The 17,945-nt window shown below is 59.9% G+C and carries 12 protein-coding genes and 1 tRNA gene; 5 read left to right on the forward strand and 8 right to left on the reverse strand.

The genetic code is table 11. The features are described 5' to 3' along the window. Window positions 1-771 precede the first annotated feature (771 nt). Genes VHX65_07495 through VHX65_07505 form a run of 3 tightly spaced genes read left to right on the forward strand, consistent with a single transcriptional unit; the run spans window position 772 to window position 4,153 of the window. Entirely contained in the window at window positions 772-1,575 is an 804-nt protein-coding gene (locus tag VHX65_07495; GenBank protein ID HEX3998376.1) for an ABC transporter permease, read from the forward strand. Continuing rightward, on the forward strand, window positions 1,572-3,233 hold the full coding sequence (locus tag VHX65_07500) for an ABC transporter substrate-binding protein (protein ID HEX3998377.1): 1,662 nt from the start codon (window positions 1,572-1,574) through the stop codon (window positions 3,231-3,233). The genes VHX65_07495 and VHX65_07500 overlap by 4 nt, the downstream gene beginning before the upstream one ends. Continuing rightward, on the forward strand, window positions 3,230-4,153 hold the full coding sequence (locus VHX65_07505) for an ABC transporter permease (protein ID HEX3998378.1): 924 nt from the start codon (window positions 3,230-3,232) through the stop codon (window positions 4,151-4,153). Before VHX65_07500 ends, VHX65_07505 begins: the two co-directional genes overlap by 4 nt. Before the next feature lie 86 nt (window positions 4,154-4,239). Here VHX65_07505 and VHX65_07510 read toward each other — a convergent pair whose 3' ends face one another. The 6 genes from VHX65_07510 to VHX65_07535 all read right to left on the reverse strand — a co-directional run bounded on the left by VHX65_07510 (window position 4,240) and on the right by VHX65_07535 (window position 11,851). Continuing rightward, window positions 4,240-4,671 (reverse strand): hypothetical protein, encoded by a 432-nt coding sequence (locus VHX65_07510; protein HEX3998379.1) that lies wholly within the window; start codon window positions 4,669-4,671, stop codon window positions 4,240-4,242. A gap of 159 nt (window positions 4,672-4,830) precedes the next feature. Beyond that, window positions 4,831-6,135 carry a DUF1552 domain-containing protein gene (locus VHX65_07515; GenBank protein ID HEX3998380.1) on the reverse strand — a complete coding sequence of 435 codons (1,305 nt, stop codon included), beginning with the start codon at window positions 6,133-6,135 and terminating at the stop codon, window positions 4,831-4,833. A 118-nt stretch (window positions 6,136-6,253) separates the two neighbouring features. Further along, window positions 6,254-8,755, reverse strand: a complete 2,502-nt coding sequence (locus VHX65_07520) for a DUF1592 domain-containing protein (protein HEX3998381.1) — start codon at window positions 8,753-8,755, stop codon at window positions 6,254-6,256. A gap of 628 nt (window positions 8,756-9,383) precedes the next feature. Further along, complete coding sequence (locus tag VHX65_07525) at window positions 9,384-10,745, reverse strand: DUF1501 domain-containing protein (GenBank protein ID HEX3998382.1); 1,362 nt, start codon at window positions 10,743-10,745, stop codon at window positions 9,384-9,386. A gap of 324 nt (window positions 10,746-11,069) precedes the next feature. Next, window positions 11,070-11,140: transfer RNA gene (locus VHX65_07530), tRNA-Gln, on the reverse strand. Window positions 11,141-11,263: 123 nt separating this feature from the next. Then, window positions 11,264-11,851: a GNAT family N-acetyltransferase gene (locus VHX65_07535; GenBank protein ID HEX3998383.1), complete on the reverse strand. Its 588-nt coding sequence runs from the start codon at window positions 11,849-11,851 to the stop codon at window positions 11,264-11,266. A gap of 106 nt (window positions 11,852-11,957) precedes the next feature. On the opposite strand from VHX65_07535, the gene VHX65_07540 reads away from it, so the two are divergent. Both VHX65_07540 and VHX65_07545 read left to right on the forward strand, forming a co-directional pair. Then, window positions 11,958-12,581 (forward strand): RluA family pseudouridine synthase, encoded by a 624-nt coding sequence (locus tag VHX65_07540; protein HEX3998384.1) that lies wholly within the window; start codon window positions 11,958-11,960, stop codon window positions 12,579-12,581. A 112-nt stretch (window positions 12,582-12,693) separates the two neighbouring features. Next, window positions 12,694-13,815 carry an SAM-dependent methyltransferase gene (locus VHX65_07545; GenBank protein ID HEX3998385.1) on the forward strand — a complete coding sequence of 374 codons (1,122 nt, stop codon included), beginning with the start codon at window positions 12,694-12,696 and terminating at the stop codon, window positions 13,813-13,815. Window positions 13,816-14,203: 388 nt separating this feature from the next. Here the strand turns inward: VHX65_07545 and VHX65_07550 are convergent, their stop codons facing one another. Together VHX65_07550 and VHX65_07555 are read right to left on the reverse strand one after the other, a co-directional pair. Next, a complete protein-coding gene (locus tag VHX65_07550; GenBank protein ID HEX3998386.1) occupies window positions 14,204-15,508 on the reverse strand; it encodes a DUF1501 domain-containing protein in 1,305 nt (434 codons plus the stop codon). 240 nt (window positions 15,509-15,748) lie between these two features. After that, window positions 15,749-17,521 carry a DUF1549 domain-containing protein gene (locus tag VHX65_07555; GenBank protein ID HEX3998387.1) on the reverse strand — a complete coding sequence of 591 codons (1,773 nt, stop codon included), beginning with the start codon at window positions 17,519-17,521 and terminating at the stop codon, window positions 15,749-15,751. Window positions 17,522-17,945 lie beyond the last annotated feature (424 nt).

The following is a 17,945-nucleotide window of genomic DNA, read 5'->3' on the forward strand; positions in this document are numbered from 1 at the left end:
AGTCGAGCGCCGGCGAACCTGGGTGCGGCAGCTTCGACCGAAAGAGCGCCGGTGCCTAAGACCAAGGATTGCTCCGGATGCCGTCCCACGCGAGGCTGCCGGACCGGAATTTGGGGCGGGGCGACCGCCTTCGCATCATCCGCAATAAATACTTCGCTGGCGAGCGGCGAGAAGCAGCAACAATCCTCAATCACGGCAATGTCGCTTCGACCTTCTCGCGGCAGAATCCCCTACCCTCGCAGTTGCGCAAAACTCGAATCCGAGCCGCGAACCAAAGCACCTCCCTGAGAATACCAACGGACTGCCTTGACGGTAACAAAAATGCTGGTCAGAATCTCGACATTACAGGTGAGTCACTTGTCAACACAGGCACTCGCATGCGGACGCAACCTCGCTCGTTTCGCCGCGGCTTACGACGGTGCAGCAACCGAGCCGGAGCATCGGCGAAGTCGCATTCCGAGCGATGGCCGAACGCATCGCCCAACCCAGCCTCCCCAGCCGAACCCTGACCTTGGCGCCGACACTCGTCGTGCGCGAATCGTGCGGCGCCTATCTAGAACGAAGCTGAGGCGAGCAAGAACAGACAAGCCAGCGGGGGCACCCGACCCACCAGAAAATGGATGGCGCAAAACGATGCCCGGGGCCGCCAAATATGATCGCCCTCCCGCAGGCAAAAGTTTTTGGAGGCATCGCCTCGTTTGGATCGGGGGCGCGATTGTCGGTCTGCTGGCCTTTGTTGCGATCGCAGCGCCTGCGCTGACGCGCGCCGGCTTGCTTCGTCCACCGGACGAACAGGCGTTAGCCGGCCTTGATGAAGATGGGATGCCGGCCCCGCCATCGCGTGCCTTCCCGCTCGGCGCCGATCAAATGGGCCGGGATATCCTCTCCCGTGTCGTCTACGGCGCACGGGTTTCGCTCACCGTCGGCATTGCCGCGATGCTTGTCGCCACGCTCATCGGCGTCGCGATTGGCTTGCTCGCTGGATTCTATGGCGGGTTGCTGGAAACCGGTCTGCTGCGCTTCACGGATATGAACCTGTCGCTGCCCGCGATTCTACTGGCAATTGCCTTTGCGGCCGTGATGGATGGCCGAATCGTTCATCTCCATCCGGCAGCGCTCCCGTGGCATTTCCTGGATATTCGCCTGGAACGCGGAGTCTTCAGCTTGCTGCTAATTATCGGATTCGTCTCCTGGCCGGGCATGGTTCGAGTCGTTCGCGGCCAAGTGCTGGAAATGAAGGAGCGACCGTTCGTGGAGGCGGCCCGGGCGCTCGGAGCGTCGAACGCGCGTCTCATCTGGCGGCACATCCTGCCCAATATCTTGTCCACGATCATCGTGCTGGCCGCGATGAACACCGCCAACACGATCTTGCTGGAGGCGGGCTTGGGCTACCTGGGAATCGGCGTGCCGGAGCCCGCGCCGACCTGGGGCGGCATGATCGCCGACGGCCAGCCCTACTTCGTCACCGCACCGCATATTGTGATCGTGCCGGGGATTGCAATCCTGGTGACAGTGCTGGCGCTGAATCTACTGGGGCAGGGCTTGCAGGAAGCGATGGAGGCGCGGCGCCGATGATCCCCAAATTCGCGATCGTTCCGCTCGCCGTGCTTCTCTGTGCTTCGATCGCCCGCGGCGCCGGCGAGCCGAAAATCGTGCCGCAGCCGGCTCCGAAGCGCGGCGGCGTGTTGCGATTGGACACTTCCTCGGATATCCATTCGCTCGATCCGACGGCGATTTATAGTGCCTTCGAAGGGATCGCGGGTTACATGGTGTATCGATCGCTGCTCGATTTCGATCAGAACGAAAGACTTATTCCCATGATGGCCGAAACGCTGCCGCAGATTTCGCCGGATCGCTTGACCTACACGTTTCCGCTGCGGCACGGCGTGCGTTTCTCGAACGCGCGCGAGGTTGTGGCAAGCGACTGGGTCTACTCGATCGAGCGTCATCTCGATCCGCGGAACAATTCAAGCTATTCGAACTATTACATCAATATTAGCGGCGCGACTGCTTTCACGGCGGCCAGAGAGAAGGAGCAGGCGGCGGGAGCGGCGGCGGCAACCGCGCCGCGAACCATCGAGCCCAAAACGGTGTCGGGGCTGCGGGCCGTCGATCGCTACACTTTGCAGATTCATCTGGAAAAGCCCGACCCGATCTTTTCCGACGTTTTGGCGACGCCCGTGTCGTTCGTCGTCCCGCGGGAAGAAGTCGAACGGCTTGGGCCGGCGTTTGCCGCGCATCCGGTCGGCTGCGGACCTTTCGTGCTGGCCCAATGGTCGCCCGGAATCAAGCTTCGACTCGATCGCAATCCGAACTATTTCCGGCCCGCCGAGCCTTATCTCGATCATGTCGAAATTGCGATCGGACCGGATGCCGCAACGGAAATCATGATGTTCGAGCGGGGAGAATTGGATTATGTCTCGATGGTCTCATCGGCCGACTACTTGCGTCTCAAGCGCAGTCCGGCGCTGCGGCGCTGCATGTATCCTGTCACGGGCGGCGATGTGATTTTCATCTCTCTGAATTGCGAGTTGCCACCGTTCAACGATCCCCGCGTGCGGCGAGCGATGAACTACGCCGTCGATAAGCGCCGCATTCTCAAAGTGATGCTCGATCGAGGATCGATTGCCCACGGGCTGCTGACGCCCGTCAACAGGGCCTACAACGAAAAGATGCTGCCGTATCCTTATGACCCCGATCGGGCCCGGGCGCTCTTGGCCGAGGCTGGATATCCGCAGGGTTTCGACACCGAGTTGGTCGTCGCTTCCGATAGCGAGCTATTCATGAAGGCCGCTCTGGTCGTCGAGCGCGATCTGGCGGCGGTCGGCGTCAAGGTGGAATTGAAGAAGGTCCAAGGTCAAGCGGTCTATATCGGCCAAAAGCGGAAAACCGTTCCCATGGAAGTGTGGGATTGGTCTCCCAATTTCAGCGATCCTGCAGACACGCTGAATACGCTGGTCAACGGCGAGCGCATCGCCGACGACGGTTGCATCAACACGGCTTTCTATTCCAGCGAGAAGGTGAATCGACTCTTCCACCTGGGCACGGAAGAATTCGACTCCGCCAAACGGTTGCGAATTTACGAGCGCATCGAGGAACAGGTGTTCGACGACGCGCCGTATTTGTTTCTCATCCAGGTGGATTCCGACGAACTTCATCAACCCTGGCTCAAGGGCGTCAGACCACGCGCTATCTGGCCCTCGCGGCTCGAGAATGCCTGGATCGAACGATGATTGCTCGACTGCTCGTGCGGATATTCTGGTCGATCATGACGCTCCTGGCGACAGCCGTCTTGACGTTTCTCTTGATCAATGTCGTTCCGGGCGATGCCGCGCATTTGATCGCCGGCCCCAAAGCCAGCCCGGAAGTCATCGCCCAGATTCGCGAAGCTTATCATTTCGACCAGCCGCTGATCGTGCGCCTCGGGCACTATCTGGCACAATTGGCGCGCGGCGATTTGGGGCAGTCGTATGTCACGGGGCAATCGGTGACCCAAGCCATACTCACCCGGCTGCCGGCAACGACCGCTCTGTCTGCGGTGGCGGTGGCGATGTGGATGATCATCGCCGTTCCGCTCGGTGTGTTGACGGCGAGGCTGCGTGGTTCGTGGTTCGATCGGGGCGCGCTGATCGTCGCCACCGTGTCGCTTTCGCTGCCGGCCTTCTGGCTCGCCCGCATGATGCAATACTGGCTGGCCTACAAACTCGGCTGGTTTCCCGTTGCGCTCTTTCGCAGCTTCGTGCATTTGCTGCTTCCGGGAATGGTGTTGGCGATCTTGTTCATCGGGTATTACGCCCGGCTCATCCACACCAATATGTGCGAAGTGCTCCAGAGCGAATACATCCGCACTGCCCGAGCCAAGGGCGTATCGGAGCGAGCGGTGCTTTTCAAGCATGCGCTGCGCAATGCGATGATTCCGGTCGTCACGATCCTGGGGATGGACGTGGCGGGTTTGCTTGGCGGAGTTCTGTTCGTGGAAAACGTGTTCGCACTTCCCGGCATCGGCACGCTGGCGGTGCAAAGCGTGTTTAATCTCGATGTGCCAATGATCATGGGCACGGTGTTGTTCAGCGCGCTGCTGGTGGTTGTCGCCAATTTGATCGTCGACATTTCGTATCGATGGATCGATCCAAGAATCCAAACCGCCGTCTAATGCGGTTGAACCTCGCACTCGAATGCTCCTAAATCACCGAAGCGGCCGAGCGGCGAATCAAAGCGCCTCTCATTCTATCAGTGGTGTCACTGCGGTTTTTCAGCCGGCTTTTCGACCACCGGGCTGATATCGATTTGAAAATCGTTGAGGCTGATCGGAAATCCCTCGGCAGTCCAGCGTTTGCAATCGGCTTCGACGGCCTTGCGAATTTGCGAGCCGATTCGATCGAACCAAGCTTGCCCCTGCGGATTCTTCGAATAGCTGCCGACGATCATGAATCGCTCGCGCCCGTTGATCGACTGGCGCCCGACGCTGACGAAATGCGTTTGACTGCTGTAGTCGCGATAGCAGGCCGTGAGGTAGACGAACGCCCATTCCTCGAAGCTCGGCTGAAAAATTTGCGTCGCCGTCGATTGCGGCAAGTCTGCCCGCACCGCGGACCAGGACCCATGAATGACCAGGACAATCAACAGCGCCAGCATCCCCAACACCATGGCGAGCCACCGATTTCGTTTCATCGCGATTCTCCGCTCGTGCCCATTTGATGCGCCTAGAAACGCACGGTGATTTCGTTGAAGTTCAAGCTTGAGCGTGCCGCCGGCCAACACGCCAAAGCGTGAACTCCAACTTCGTTGATTCGCAGTTTCCTGCCGGCCGCGCCGTCCTGGCGGCCGCGGCTAGCTTCGCAATTCCAAGCCCGAGAGTGTGCCGGTGCTCGAACCGAATCGGTCGGTTTCGATGCCCAGCCTTTGCAGAAGCGATACGTAAAGATTCGACAGCGGCGGCGGGTTTTTCGGATCGCACGCCAGATGTTTGCCGTGTCGAAATCCTCCGCCGGCGAGCAGAACCGGCAGATTTTTCGTCGAGTGGTTGGCCGCGTTGCCGAGATTGCTGCTGAAGAAGAGCGAGGTGCGGTCGAGAAGCGTCGCATCGTGCTCGCGCGTCGTTTTGAGCTTCGCCAGCAATTCGCGCACGGTCTTCATTTTTTCGAGTTCGATCAATCGAAGCTGCGCGATCTTTTTCGGATCCTGTCCATGGTGCGAGAGATCGTGGTGGCCCATCGACACGCCGGCAACCGGCGGCACGAGGCTCGTGCCCAAGAGCAGGATCGTGATAATCCGGGTGGAGTCGGTTTGCAGCGCCAGATGAATCAGATCGAACATCAGCCGAGTCTTGCCGATCAGATCGGCGGGGTTGTTATCGTCTTGCGGCGGTTTGGCGTCGACGTTGGGCTTTGGCTTCTTCGCCCATTCCTCGCTGGTAGCCATGCGGCGCTCGAGTTCGCGGACGCTGCTGAAATATTCGTCGAGTTTCTCGCGGTCGCGCGAACCCAAGGCCGAATGGATCGACTTCGCCTGCCCGCTGACGGAGTCGAGAATGCTTTGTCCGTCGCGCAAACGCTGCGCCTGAGCCCGAACCTCGTCGGGCCGCCCTTCGATAAACAACCGGGCAAACAGCGCGGAGGGAGAAGTGTCGGTCGGGATCAGCGCGCCGCTTCGAGTCCACGACAATCCAAACCCCTCTTCGGAAAGCGACAGGCTGCGAAATCGCGTCTGATCGCCGATCTTCTCAGCCGCAATCTGGTCGAGGCTAATCGCGTTGCGAAATCCGCCGCGGATTTCGGGATGCGGCGCCGCGGTGAGAAAGCTATAGATCGAATCGTGGCTGGCGCCGACATCGGGATGCGAGAGGCCGGAAATCACGCTGAAATCCTCGCGGAATTCGCGCACCACATCGAGATACGGAGTCGATTCATAGTCCGCGCCGGGCTTGGCCGGAAAGAAAAACTCCGGATGCAGCCCCAATGGCGTGCAAATGCAAACCAAGCGGCGAACCGGCGGCGCCGCGCTCGCACCAAAGCCGCGCGGTTGAAAATAATCCAATAGCGGCAGCGCCACCGCCGCGCCGGCGGTTTTCAGCAGACGGCGGCGGCTCAATCGTGCGGCTTCAGCGGCCGCATACGCTGGCGATTTATGGGACATAAAATGAGACTTTGAAGCTTTGAGACTTTGAAACTTTGAGACGTTGAGGCGTTGAGTCGAGATCCTGTAGGACGCGCAGCGTCCGTCATGCTCTCGTACCTCAAACCTCAGAGCCCTCTTACTTCGTTCGGAACAAATCGCTTTCGACGATCTCGTGTATCAACGATCGCAGGCCGTAGTTCTTGCTGCCTACACGGTCGACGATCGCTTCGATTGCGGCGCGATCGCCCGCTTCCGGCGGGCCGCCCGTAGCGTATGTCACCAACTTTTCCGTCAATGCACGAGCGAACTGGCGTTGGTCGACCAAGAGCAGCTTCTTGAAGTCATCGATATTTGCAAACAGCCGACCGTCGGGCAGCTCGCCCGATGAATCGACCTTTGGACCTTTAAGATAAGGCATTCGGCGGCCAGCGACCACCACTTCTTTGCCCAGACCCGTGGTGCGATAGTTTTCCCGCCAGCCGCCGATCACGTCGAAGCTTTCGAGCGCGAAGCCGGGCGGGTCGATCTTGCGGTGGCAAGCGGCACAGGAGGCAAGTTGCCGATGCTTTGCCAATTGCTCGCGGATCGTGGTGGCGCCGCGCGTGTCGGGCTGGATGGCGGGAACATCGGCGGGCGGATGCGGCGGCGGCGTGCCGAGAATGTGGTCGAGGATCCACGCGCCGCGAAGCACGGGCGATGTGGTCGTGCCATTGGCCGTCACCTTCAACACGCTGGCCATCGTCAACACCCCGCCGCGATGTGAATTTGCGGGCAGCGGCACCTTGCGGAATTCCCAACCTTCGACGCCAGGGATGCCATAAAGCTTGGCGAGCCGGCCGTTGAGCATCGAGAAATCGCTGTCGATGAAATTGGACACGCTCAGATCGTGCTTCAGAATTTCGGAAAAGAACAACTCGGTTTCGCGCACCATCGACGCTTTCAGCATGTCGTCGAACTCGGGATATAGAATCTCGCTCGGCTCCGTGGCCTCGATATCGCGCAGCGCGAGCCATTGGCCGACGAAGTTTTTCGACAGCGCCGCGGCTTTCGGATCGTCGAGCATTCGATCGACCTGCCGGCGCAATGTCTCCGGCTTGCCGAGCTCATGCTTTTCCGCGAGCGACATCAATTCTTCATCGGGCATCGTGGTCCAAAGGAAATACGAAAGCCGATTCGCCAGCGCGAAATCGTCGAGCGCCAAACGAGAACGTGCGGTCCCGCTTTTTGCAGCGGCGACCTTGGGCAGCACGCCGGTTTCGTGGAAAAAAAGAAAGTCGGGCGAGATCATCATCGCCAGCAGGCCGCACCGCACGGCCTGCTCGAAAGACCGCTTCTCGACCAGCTTTTCATCCACCAGAGCGAGATAAGGCCGGACCTCGTCGTCGCCCACCGTTCGACGAAATGCCCGGCGGGCAAAGTTGCGCAGGATCCTTTCCGCGTCGGCATGCGCGTTCGGCGAAACAACCTCGAAGCGATCGCCATAATTGGTCATCGATTTCACTTGCTTGAGATCGCCGAAAATCCGCCGATGGCTTTCGGGGGGCCAAACGTCGTTGAGCGGCCCTTCGATTTCCACCCATCGCACGAACAATCCCGCGCCCGGCCATTTGTCGGCGCCGATCTTGTCTACTTCACCGGCATTCGGCAGGCCATAGGGCAAAATCGAAATGCCCGTGTGCCGCTCGACGTGATCGACGAACTCGAATACTTTCGCTTGCTCGATCGGCGCGTCGAAGTAGCCGACCAAATGGCCTGGCGCCCCGCCCATGCCGCCATTGCCGTTCCAAACGCGGAATGTCACCGGCTTCGAGCTTTGGATCGTCGATGCCGAAATGCGGAAGCGATAGCGGCCGCGCTCTTCGGGCCACCAATCGGAGATCGACAAAGCGTCCCAGTGCGACGATGTGAAGAGCACAACACCGTCGCCGACCGTGCGAAACACCTTTTCCTCGGCCTTGAGAATCGGATGCTGGTTTTTCAACACGTAGCGCCGAAACACGGAACTCGGTCGCGGGCGGTTGGCGATCGCCTGATCGAGCGCGATATTGGCGGCATCGAGATATTTCTCGATCAAGAACGACGAAGTGTGCAACGCGCCGCCCACATTGTCGAATCCATTGGCCGACGAGTCCAACGGCAATGCATCCTTCAGGTCCACTTCGACTCCCAGCAGATCGCGGACGGTGTTTTCGTATTCGGTGCGGTTGAGGCGTCGCAACACGACTCTTCCCTGAGTCGGATTCGTCGCTGCCGCAGCCTCGGCCCGGCCGCTGATCCAATCGGTCAAACGAGCGACGTCTTTCGCGGGTGGTCGCGGTTTGGCTTTCGGCGGCATCTCACCGGCCGAAACGCGGTCGAAAACCATCAACCAGCGATCGCAAGTCGCTTCGTCGTCGAAGTCGGGCTTGAGTTGATCCAGCCGAAAATCGCCCTTCGGCTTTTGGCCGCTATGGCATGCCAGACAATTGGCCGCCAGAATCGGGCGGATCACATTGTCGAACTGTCGCGCATCTGTTTGCGGAGCGGCCGCCTCGGCGCCGCTGCAAATCAGGCCCCCGCCGCTGAGTGTGCTGCCGAGAATCGATCCGAGGATCGGCAGCAGAATATTCGTGATTGGCACAAGCCGCTTGCCGCGCATGAAACACATCCTAATCGACCTGCGCGACTCGTCGAAACGCGCGCTCCCGCCGTTCGTTTGCTCGATGCCGCGCAATTTCTCACACGCCTCACGATCGCAATTATACCCCGCGCGAGAGGGCGCGCACCATCGTGCGCATCGAAGGCGCGGCGCGTCTTGCTCGAATTGCCAGTACGGGGTGGCCCGAGCCGTGTTCAGCGTCTTACTTGTCTCGGCGGAATCCACTTTTTCTATCGCAGTTCACACTGGCCGAGCCAGTGGCACACGAGAGCGGCCTTTGGCCGCGCTGTCACCCTGTGGTTTGCCGTTCGCTATATCCGCCTTGACATTCAGTTTATTTGGGCTTAAACGCCTTGCCCTCCACCCGGATCATCCGAGGCAAAATGAGTCTGCCATTCTCTCGACCTTGGCGGGGGCGGTGAGCGGGCAGCGAAGAGATTTGCATTCCACAACGCTGCAACAGCCTCCGCGCATCGAATTCGTCGCGCAATCGTCCGCAAGCGGCCCGGCCCGCAACGCTCTCCGGTGATGCTCCCGAGCGCATCCTTTGGCGAAGGCAGTCGATGGCGAAGGGCCGTGCGCTTCCGCCCAGCCAAGGGCGAGCTTTTGATCGTTGGCCGCTGGCGTTTCAGAACAGTTCGCTGATTGCCGAGCCGTTGTCGACGGCCGACACCGGCCGGCCCGAACGGTCTAAGAATTTGATATACGGATCGACGCCCAAGACTTGATAGATCGTGGCGTGCAGATCCTGCGGCGTAACGGGTCGATGGGCCGGAATTTCTCCTGCGCGATTCGTCGCCCCCACGATTCGTCCTCCCTTCACGCCGCCGCCGCCGATCAGGCACGACATCGCGTTGCCCCAATGGTCGCGCCCCGGCTTCCCTCGGCCAAGGCCGTTGTTCATACGCGGCGTTCGGCCAAATTCGCCGAACATGACCACCAGCACCTTTTCCAAAAGCCCGCGCTGGGCAAGGTCTTCGAACAAACCGGAGACTGCGGCGTCGACTTGCGGTAGGTAATTTTCATAGCCGGCCTGCAAATTCCAGTGATGATCCCAGCCGCCGAAGTGGACCGTGACGAACGTGGCGCCTGCCTCGACAAGCCGCCGGGCCAGCAGCGTGCTCTGGCCAAAGCTCGTGCGCCCATACGTGTCGCGCAGATGCGCGGGTTCGCTCGAGAGGTCGAATGCCTTCCGAGCCGTGTCGCCGGAAATGAACTCGAACGCCTGCCGGTCGAATTTGTCCATGGCGTCCATCGTCTTGGACAAATCCGCGGCCGCGCGCATCCGGTCGAGCTCGAGCCTGAGGCTGCGGCGGCTTTGCAACCGGTCGAGCGTCAGCCCCTGGGGCAAGTCGAAGCGGTTGACCTTGAAATTCGGGCTGTTGGCGTCGCCTTCGGTTTCAAATGGGTTGTACTCGTTGCCCAGGTAGTTGCCGGCAAAATAACCCGGCCGCAAGCCGACCGAGGACGCATAGGGTACCGCGATGTACGGCGGCATCCCATGCTTGCGGGCACCGCAAACCTTCGCAGCAATCGAGCCGAAGCTGGGCGCCCTGCCTGCCGTGCTCGCGCCGTTGACGCCCCCGCGACCGGTCAGCATGCGGTGGGCGCCGCCGAAATGATCGCCGTCGTTGTGGTACAGCGAGCGAACGATCGAGAACTTGTCGGCGACCTTGGCTTGCAGCGGAAACAGCTCCGTGAATTCGATGCCGGGCACATTGGTCTTGATGGGCCGCCACATGCCGCGGAATTCCGACGGCGCGTCGGGCTTCATGTCGTAGGTGTCGAGATGGCTGGGGCCGCCGTCGAGCCATAGCAGGATGACTGCCGTGTCTTTCGGCGGAACGCCCGCTTCCGCGGATTGGGCCTTGGCTCGCAACACGTCGGCCAGGCTAACCGACGCGACACCGGCAACGCCAAGCTGCAAAAAGCTTCGGCGGCTCAAGCCGTCGCAATACGCAGCGGTCCGTCCGTTGTAAATCCGCAGCATTTTCGGCCTCCATCGGAAAGAGCGTAGGCTTGATTTCGAGGCGACAATATCAGGGCCGCCGGGCGGGGCGGCGCAAAGCCGTTAAGGCCATCCGCCGCTTCTTTCGATGGTAGGACTTCCGCAGGCCAACGTCAACAAAATCCGACCTGGCGGTTCTCGATTCTCGGAGTTGCGGACACGCGGAAAAGGCAACCACCGCATTGCCTGCCATCCGCACGGAGCGACCTGCGGACGTTCGATACAGATGCTTTGTTTTGCCGGCTTGGCTCAATCTGCCGACAATCGCCGGGCGAATCTGATTCGCGATGTCGAACCGAAAACAAGCTACCCGGCTAGGACTCGAACCTAGAATGAGGGAGCCAAAATCCCTAGTGTTACCATTACACTACCGGGTATCCATTGCCCATCGGCAAATGAATTGCCGAAAAAGCGACTTGCCGTCGAGCGAGTTTTCTCGCGAAAATGCTCCGCAGGAGTTTAACACCTTTACGCTCGGGCGCGTAGATGCTCGGGCTTGGTCAACGGTCATGCGGCGGCTCGGCCGACGGCTGTTCGCCGGCACAGTCGCTGCGATGCCGGGGCAGTCGATACAGCACGTGCCGACAAATCGGGTGGCCAGGGGGCAGCGCCGGGTGGTCGAAATCGTCGGCCGGGTCGTGCGACATTCCGAGCCGCTCCATAACACGCCGCGAGCGACGATTCGCCGGCACCGTAAACGAGACAAGTTCGTCGAGCTCAAGCTGCTCGAAAGCAAATCGGACCGCGGCCTGCGCCGCCTCGGTTGCAAAGCCGTGGTTCCAATGCTCGAATGCCAACCGCCAGCCGATTTCGACGCACGGCGTAAAATGAGATTCGAACCGCGGCATGCTCAAACCGACGAACCCAATGAACGGCGCGGCGTTCGGAATTTCCACGGCCCAAAGACCGAAACCCCGCGACGCACCACTCTCCCGAATGGCGGCCGCGGCCCGATCGCTTTCCGATCGGTCGAGCAATTTTGGAAAAAACTCCATCACGCGAGGATCGGCGTTGAGGACCGCGAACGCGGGAAGATCGGAATCGCGCCACGGCCGCAGCAGGAGGCGCGATGTCGCGATCGTGGGCATAGTTGGCATTACGCCATTTTAAGCAAAGCGGCTCGAACCAACACTCGTGTCGAGCACGGCGCGGTCCGAATCATTCGCGACAAGAAATCGAGATGGGCGGGCAACGTTGGCGCTAAAAATCGTGTTCCAAGATGAGCGGCTGCTGGCGATCGACAAGCTCTCGGGTCTGCTGGCCGTGCCGGGATTGGGACCGGAGAATCAAGAAAATCTGGCCCATCAAGTGCAGCAGCAATTTCCGCGGGCGCTCGTAGTTCATCGGCTGGATCGCGACACGTCGGGCCTGATCCTGTTCGCCCTCGATCCGCAATCGCAACGGCATTTGAGCCGGCAGTTCCAAGAACGGCTGGTCGAAAAGAGATACATCGGCGTCGTCCACGGGCGCCTTGAAAACGAATCGGGCCGGATCGAGTTGCCGTTGCGTCGGGACTTTGCCAATCCGCCGCGGCATCGGGTCGATCCGGTTCATGGGCGAATGGCCGTGACCGATTGGCGAGTCCTGCGCCGGCAGCCCGATCGGACTCGCCTCGAGCTAACGCCGCTCACCGGCCGGTCGCACCAACTACGGATTCACATGCAGCAGCTTGGCCATCCGATCCTCGGCGATAATCTGTATGCGGGCCCCGATGCCTTGGTGATGGCCGACCGGCTATTATTGCATGCCGAGCGGATCATGATCGAGCACCCGAGCACGGGCTGGCGGTTATGCCTCACGGCGAATTGTCCGTTTTGAAGAAGGAAGGCTGTAAGGCTGTAAGGCTGTGAGCTGTGAGGCTGTGAGGCTGTGAGGACACGGGCGGCCGTTGGCTGCCGGATTTTTGCCGATTGCCACCGGGCGGGCCACGATGCTTCCGACCTCAAAGTCTCGCAGCCTCAAAGCCTCATCGCCTGTTATTCTTACTTGCGAGCCGGGATGGGAGGCGGCGCTGGCCGACGAATTGCAGCGCGTGTTTCCCGATCCGCGGCCGGCTCGAGCGGCGGCGGGTTGGGTCGTCGGCGAGTTTTCTGACGGGGAGCCGAATCGTGCGCCTTGCGTCGCGCTGTGTGCACAGTGTTTGCCGAACGCCCAACCGATTCGCGCCAGCTCGATTTCCGAATGGAGCCGCGCCGTCGGCGAGCGGATGATCGATGGACTTGCCGGGCATGCTGGGCCATGGCGGTTGCACGTGTTCGGCGTTTATCACGACTCCGGCGCCTTGCGACCGCGGCGCTGCCAATTGATCCGCGATAAGATTGGATCGCTTTTGCAGAAGAAACAGCGGCGATTGCTGCGTTCGCTCACTGCCGGCGACGGTCCGTGGCTCCGTGGCGAAGCGCTCGTGCAAGTCGGATTACCGATGCCGGACACGGGCTTCCTGTCTATCTGCGATGCCGATCTGCGGTTCCGCTTGCGGCGGATGGTTGCGCCGTTTTGCGGTGGCATCGCCGGAATTGCCGCGGACCGCCGCGCACCATCCCGGGCCTTTGCAAAACTGATCGAGGCCGAGCTTCGGCTTGGTCGACGAATCGAGGCGGGGCAAACTTGCGTCGATCTGGGAAGTAGCCCCGGAAGTTGGGCCTACGTTGCGCTCGAGCGAGGCGCTCGCGTTTTGGCCGTCGACCGCAGTCCGCTGCGAGCCGATTTGATGGCCCATCCGGCGCTGGCATTCGTGCGCGGCGACGCATTTGGCTATCGGCCCGCGGAACGGGTCGATTGGCTGCTGTCCGACGTGATTGCGCCGGCCGAGAGGATCATTGAATTATTGCAAACGTGGGTCGCAGAACGATGGTGCCGGCGGTTTTGCGTAACGATCAAGTTCCGTGGCACGTCGGATTACGCGATCTTGGAGCCGCTGAAATCCTGGCTGGCCGCAGCCGACGTCGAATTCATCTTGCGACGGCTGACGAACAACAAAAACGAAATCACCGCCATCGGCGAATTGCCGGATGATTTAGCCGACTGCCGAATCGAATTTCCCGAGAATTGAATCCATGACCCAGCATCCTCGGTCGTGATCGGCTGGTTCTCGGCAGTGTTCTTGCTCGCTTACGCGTAGTGACCCTGCGGCGAATCCAATCGAACATCCAGGAAGGATGCTCCGCCGAGAGGCATTCTTCCTCGGTCGTCGGTAAGGTGCGTGACTGCTCGACTCTTGGTGGGCCGATCGGCCGCGAACCGATCCGGCGGCGGTGGTCGGATGGAATCGTTTCTAACTATCGACCGTCGGATGGCGGCGAACGTGCGATATTAAATCAGGCTGGGCCAACCGATCGAGCGCAACAAAAGAGCGGCCGAGTGAGCGTTACACCTCACTCGGCCGCATTTTAGGATCGCTAATTCAGTTGAGAATCTGTCGACTGAGCCGGATCATCCGCTTAGGCGAAGAGTTCCTTGATGACCTTGCCGCTGTTGGCGATCTTCATCGGGCGACCGTTGTTGCTCGTGAAGGTCGTGTCGAGTGAGATGCCGAGCGACTTGACGACACTAGCCATCAGGTCTTGCGAGGTGAAGGGCTCGGTTTCGACCATCGTGCCATCTTCATTGGTTTTGCCGACGGCGATGCCTCGCTTGAAGCTACCGCCACCGACCACGACGCTCCAGCTACGGGCCCAATGGTCGCGGCCGGCGTTGCCGTTGATGCGCGGTGTACGGCCGAACTCACCCATCCAAATGATGACCGTGTCGTCGAGCAGGCCGCGATCCGAAAGATCGCTGACCAAGGCGCTCATGGCCTTGTCGAGTTCGGGCAACTTCTGGTTCTTCAGGCTGGTGAAGTTATTGGCGTGGGTGTCCCAGCCGCCGAGGTCCACTTCGATGAAGGGGACGCCGGCCTCGACCAGACGCCGAGCCATCAAGCAGCCCTTGCCGAAACCGGTGTTGCCGTAGCGTTCGCGGACATCGGCCTTCTCCGAACCGACCTTGAAGGCTTCCATCTGCTTGCTGGTCATCAGATTAACGGTTTTCGCGAGAACCTTTTCGTGCTCGCTGGCGGCCGTGGAACTCCGGCTACCCCGGCGGCCGAACTCGGACGACACGTCCTTGTTGAAGTCTTCTTCGATTGCGCTGAGCATGGCGAGCCGCTGTTGGGCGCGGCCGGATTCGACACCCATGTTCATGTTGCGCACGTCGCCATTGGAATTGACGACGAACGGCGCCCACGACATACCCAGGAAACCCGGGCCTTCACTGGCGCCGCCGACGGATACGAACGGTGGAACTTCGAGTTCCTTGTTGAGCGGCGCTAATTCATGCGCTACCACCGAACCGTAGCTCGGATACTCGATATTCGGATTCGGCACGTAACCGGTGTGCATGTAGTAACGGCCACGGTTGTGGTCGGCTTCTCGCGTGCTCATCGAGCGCACGATCGCCATGTGCTTCATTTCCTTGGCCATCAACGGCAGGTGTTCGGAGATTTCCACGCCATCGGCCGTGGTGGCGATCGGCTTGAATTCACCGCCGGTCGGAGCGCCTGGCTTGAGGTCCCAGATGTCGATCGTGGCCGGACCGCCGCCCATCCACAACATGATGGCCGACTTGTGGCGCTTCTTCATGTCGGCCGAGTTGGCCAGAAGCGTGTTGGTGAACGACATAGCCGGCACAGCCATGGCCGAGGCACCGGCCAAGTGCGTCATGAAATGCCGCCTCGTCATACCCGCAGGAACTTGAAACAGACTCATGGCGTTCTCCCGGCTGATTGCCGTCCTCCTGTTTACCGGCCCCCCCGCAAACGGGCGGGTTTGGCCGAACGATTGAATGAAAGCGGATTTGAATTGACTCGCTTGCCGATAACCCTAACTCGTTTGCAACACCGAAAATTATTCCCCAACGCCAGCCAAAATCCGGGGCCAGGGGGACGGTCCCCATTTTGCTCCGCGGACTCCCAACATAGGGACAGTTCCCCGTCTAATGGCACGGACCTAGTGGTTTAGGATGAATTCGTTGCTATTCAGCACGGCCCACCATACGTCTTGCAGGGCCGCCACGACATTTGCCCGCCGGTCCGAAAGCAACTCGTTTGCCAGTTCCAACTCGAGGTGGTTTGGCTTGCGGGCCAAGCCGGCGAGATAGAGATAGTTGATCTTGTCGGCCGGAGAATAGCGTGGATTATTGGCGACCAAATCGAGCACGCTCCCCTTCTCCGCTGCGGTGGCCCCCTTCATCAGGGTGCCGTTGAACATCATCAGCGTTTGCGGAATGCTTCCGTTGAAGGTAGTCGTCTCACCGCCATCGTCGGTGCCGAAATTGATCACGAACTGCTTGAGCCATTCCTGCTTCGCCTTTTCCTGCTCTTCGCTGTTGCCACGGGTCTTATCGGCACTGGTGGCAGTCAGCAGCGATTGATATAGCTCTTCGGCAGACATCTGGCGGAGGTAGAAGTGGCTGAACTGCGGCTTCTCGCCCAAGTTCGGATCGTCGTTCTTATTGGCCGGGATGATGCGCGACGACAAGCTATATGGCTCGCTCAACACGATCCAGCGCATCAATTGCTTCAGATCATAGCCATCGTTGGCATATTGATGAACGCCGAAGTCGGCAGCCAGGCGGTCGAGCAATTCCGGATTGGACGGCGGGTTGTGCGGACCCATGTCGTCGACGGGCTTGGTGAAGCCGTAGCCCATGAAATGGCCCCACATCCGATTCACGATCTCCCGGCTCATGTAGGGCGAGGCGACGATCATCTTGGCCAATTCGTCGCGCCGATTGATATCCTTCACATAGCCGCTGCGGCTGATTTCGGTGCCATCGACGAACACCGGATAGGCGACCCGCATGATGCCGTTGCGTTGTTCGTAGTACAATTCGGCATTTTGCGGATCGCTCCCCTCGCCGCGAAAATTGACGTCAACCAGCTTCGCATCTTCGACTTTCTTCTTCTTGGCCATGGTCTTGATGACCTTCGTCTGGCGGAAGAAAGCGTTCATTTCCCAGAATTGGTTTTGCTTCCAGTCGTTGAACGGATGGTTGTGGCATTGCGTGCATTGCACTGAGAGGCCCAAGAAGATTTGGGCTGTTTTGGCCGTGGCCTGAATGCCGTCGGCGTCCATCTTGCCGCTGAGGAAGTTAGCGGCTGCGTTGTAGTCTTTGTTTTCGCCGTCGTCCGATTTGATGTCGCCCGTGGCCGACACCAATTCCTTGACCATCGTGCTATAGGGCTTGTTGTTTTCGAACGACCGCCGCAGCCATTGGGCCATCGCCTCGCGATCGACCGGAATCTTGTCGTCGGCCTTAGTGCCGGCGGAACGGCCAATCAAAATCGTCGTCCAGATATTGCTCCAATTGCGGGCATAGTCCTCAACGTATTCGTCTCCCAAGAGTCGATTGACGAGATTTAACTTTCGGTTGGCCGAATGATCGCCGAGGAATTTTTGCAGTTCGTCGACGCGCGGGATGCGGCCGATGGTGTCGAGATACACTCGGCGGCACCATTGTCCGTCGGTGGCGAGGGGAGACGGCGTGAGCTTATGGTCGGTCCAACTCTTGTGAACCAATTCGTTGATTGCGGCAACTTGCGGAATGCCGAAAGAATTCGCGGCGCCCTTGGTGGCCTTGGGCTCAGCCGGTTTCGCGCTCTCCGAGGGAGCAGCCGATTCGGCGTTCGTCTCGGTGCTCGTCGTGACCTCGGCCAATTGATTGCTTGTGGCCTTCGAGCCGGGAGGAGCCGCAGTTGCCAGCATGGAGAAAACGGCCATTCCGCCGACACCGGACCCCCAGCCAAGCCACTTCAACAGGCCGGTTTTCGAGGCGCCTCGTTGTGATAGCGATGCGTTTCCAACACGCCGGCTGCTCGTTCGTCGCGATGTCATCGCAGTCTTCTCCATACCGTTTTGAATTGGCCGTCTTGAAGGGCGTTTTTTGATGAGCCGTGATTATCTGATAAGGAGCCCCCGAACCGAAGCGACCCTCATCCTACCGCATGAACCGATGGTGTCAATTAAACACCGCGAATTAACCGAAGTCTCGATGAATTAACCAATTTCCGCCGATCGATGTTCTTGAAGAGCGACAATGGCTGCAGGACCGAATCGGCAGGCAGCAGGTGGATTATCCCGCTTCGCAATTTCGCCCTGCCGTGAACCAACGGACTATTCGCAGGGGGTGGCCGGCTTTATTCCT

Source organism: Pirellulales bacterium, from assembly GCA_036267355.1.
Lineage (GTDB): Bacteria > Planctomycetota > Planctomycetia > Pirellulales > DATAWG01 > DATAWG01.

What these genes read in the sequence shown, in the direction of transcription:
- VHX65_07550 (HEX3998386.1), bottom strand. Translation starts at nt 15,508, where the DNA reads ATGAGTCTGTTTCAAGTTCCTGCGGGTATGACGAGGCGGCATTTCATG.
- VHX65_07535 (HEX3998383.1), bottom strand. Translation starts at nt 11,851, where the DNA reads ATGCCCACGATCGCGACATCGCGCCTCCTGCTGCGGCCGTGGCGCGAT.
- VHX65_07510 (HEX3998379.1), bottom strand. Translation starts at nt 4,671, where the DNA reads ATGAAACGAAATCGGTGGCTCGCCATGGTGTTGGGGATGCTGGCGCTG.
- VHX65_07505 (HEX3998378.1), top strand. Translation starts at nt 3,230, where the DNA reads ATGATTGCTCGACTGCTCGTGCGGATATTCTGGTCGATCATGACGCTC.
- VHX65_07525 (HEX3998382.1), bottom strand. Translation starts at nt 10,745, where the DNA reads ATGCTGCGGATTTACAACGGACGGACCGCTGCGTATTGCGACGGCTTG.
- VHX65_07515 (HEX3998380.1), bottom strand. Translation starts at nt 6,135, where the DNA reads ATGTCCCATAAATCGCCAGCGTATGCGGCCGCTGAAGCCGCACGATTG.
- VHX65_07520 (HEX3998381.1), bottom strand. Translation starts at nt 8,755, where the DNA reads ATGCGCGGCAAGCGGCTTGTGCCAATCACGAATATTCTGCTGCCGATC.
- VHX65_07545 (HEX3998385.1), top strand. Translation starts at nt 12,694, where the DNA reads ATGCTTCCGACCTCAAAGTCTCGCAGCCTCAAAGCCTCATCGCCTGTT.
- VHX65_07555 (HEX3998387.1), bottom strand. Translation starts at nt 17,521, where the DNA reads ATGGCCGTTTTCTCCATGCTGGCAACTGCGGCTCCTCCCGGCTCGAAG.
- VHX65_07500 (HEX3998377.1), top strand. Translation starts at nt 1,572, where the DNA reads ATGATCCCCAAATTCGCGATCGTTCCGCTCGCCGTGCTTCTCTGTGCT.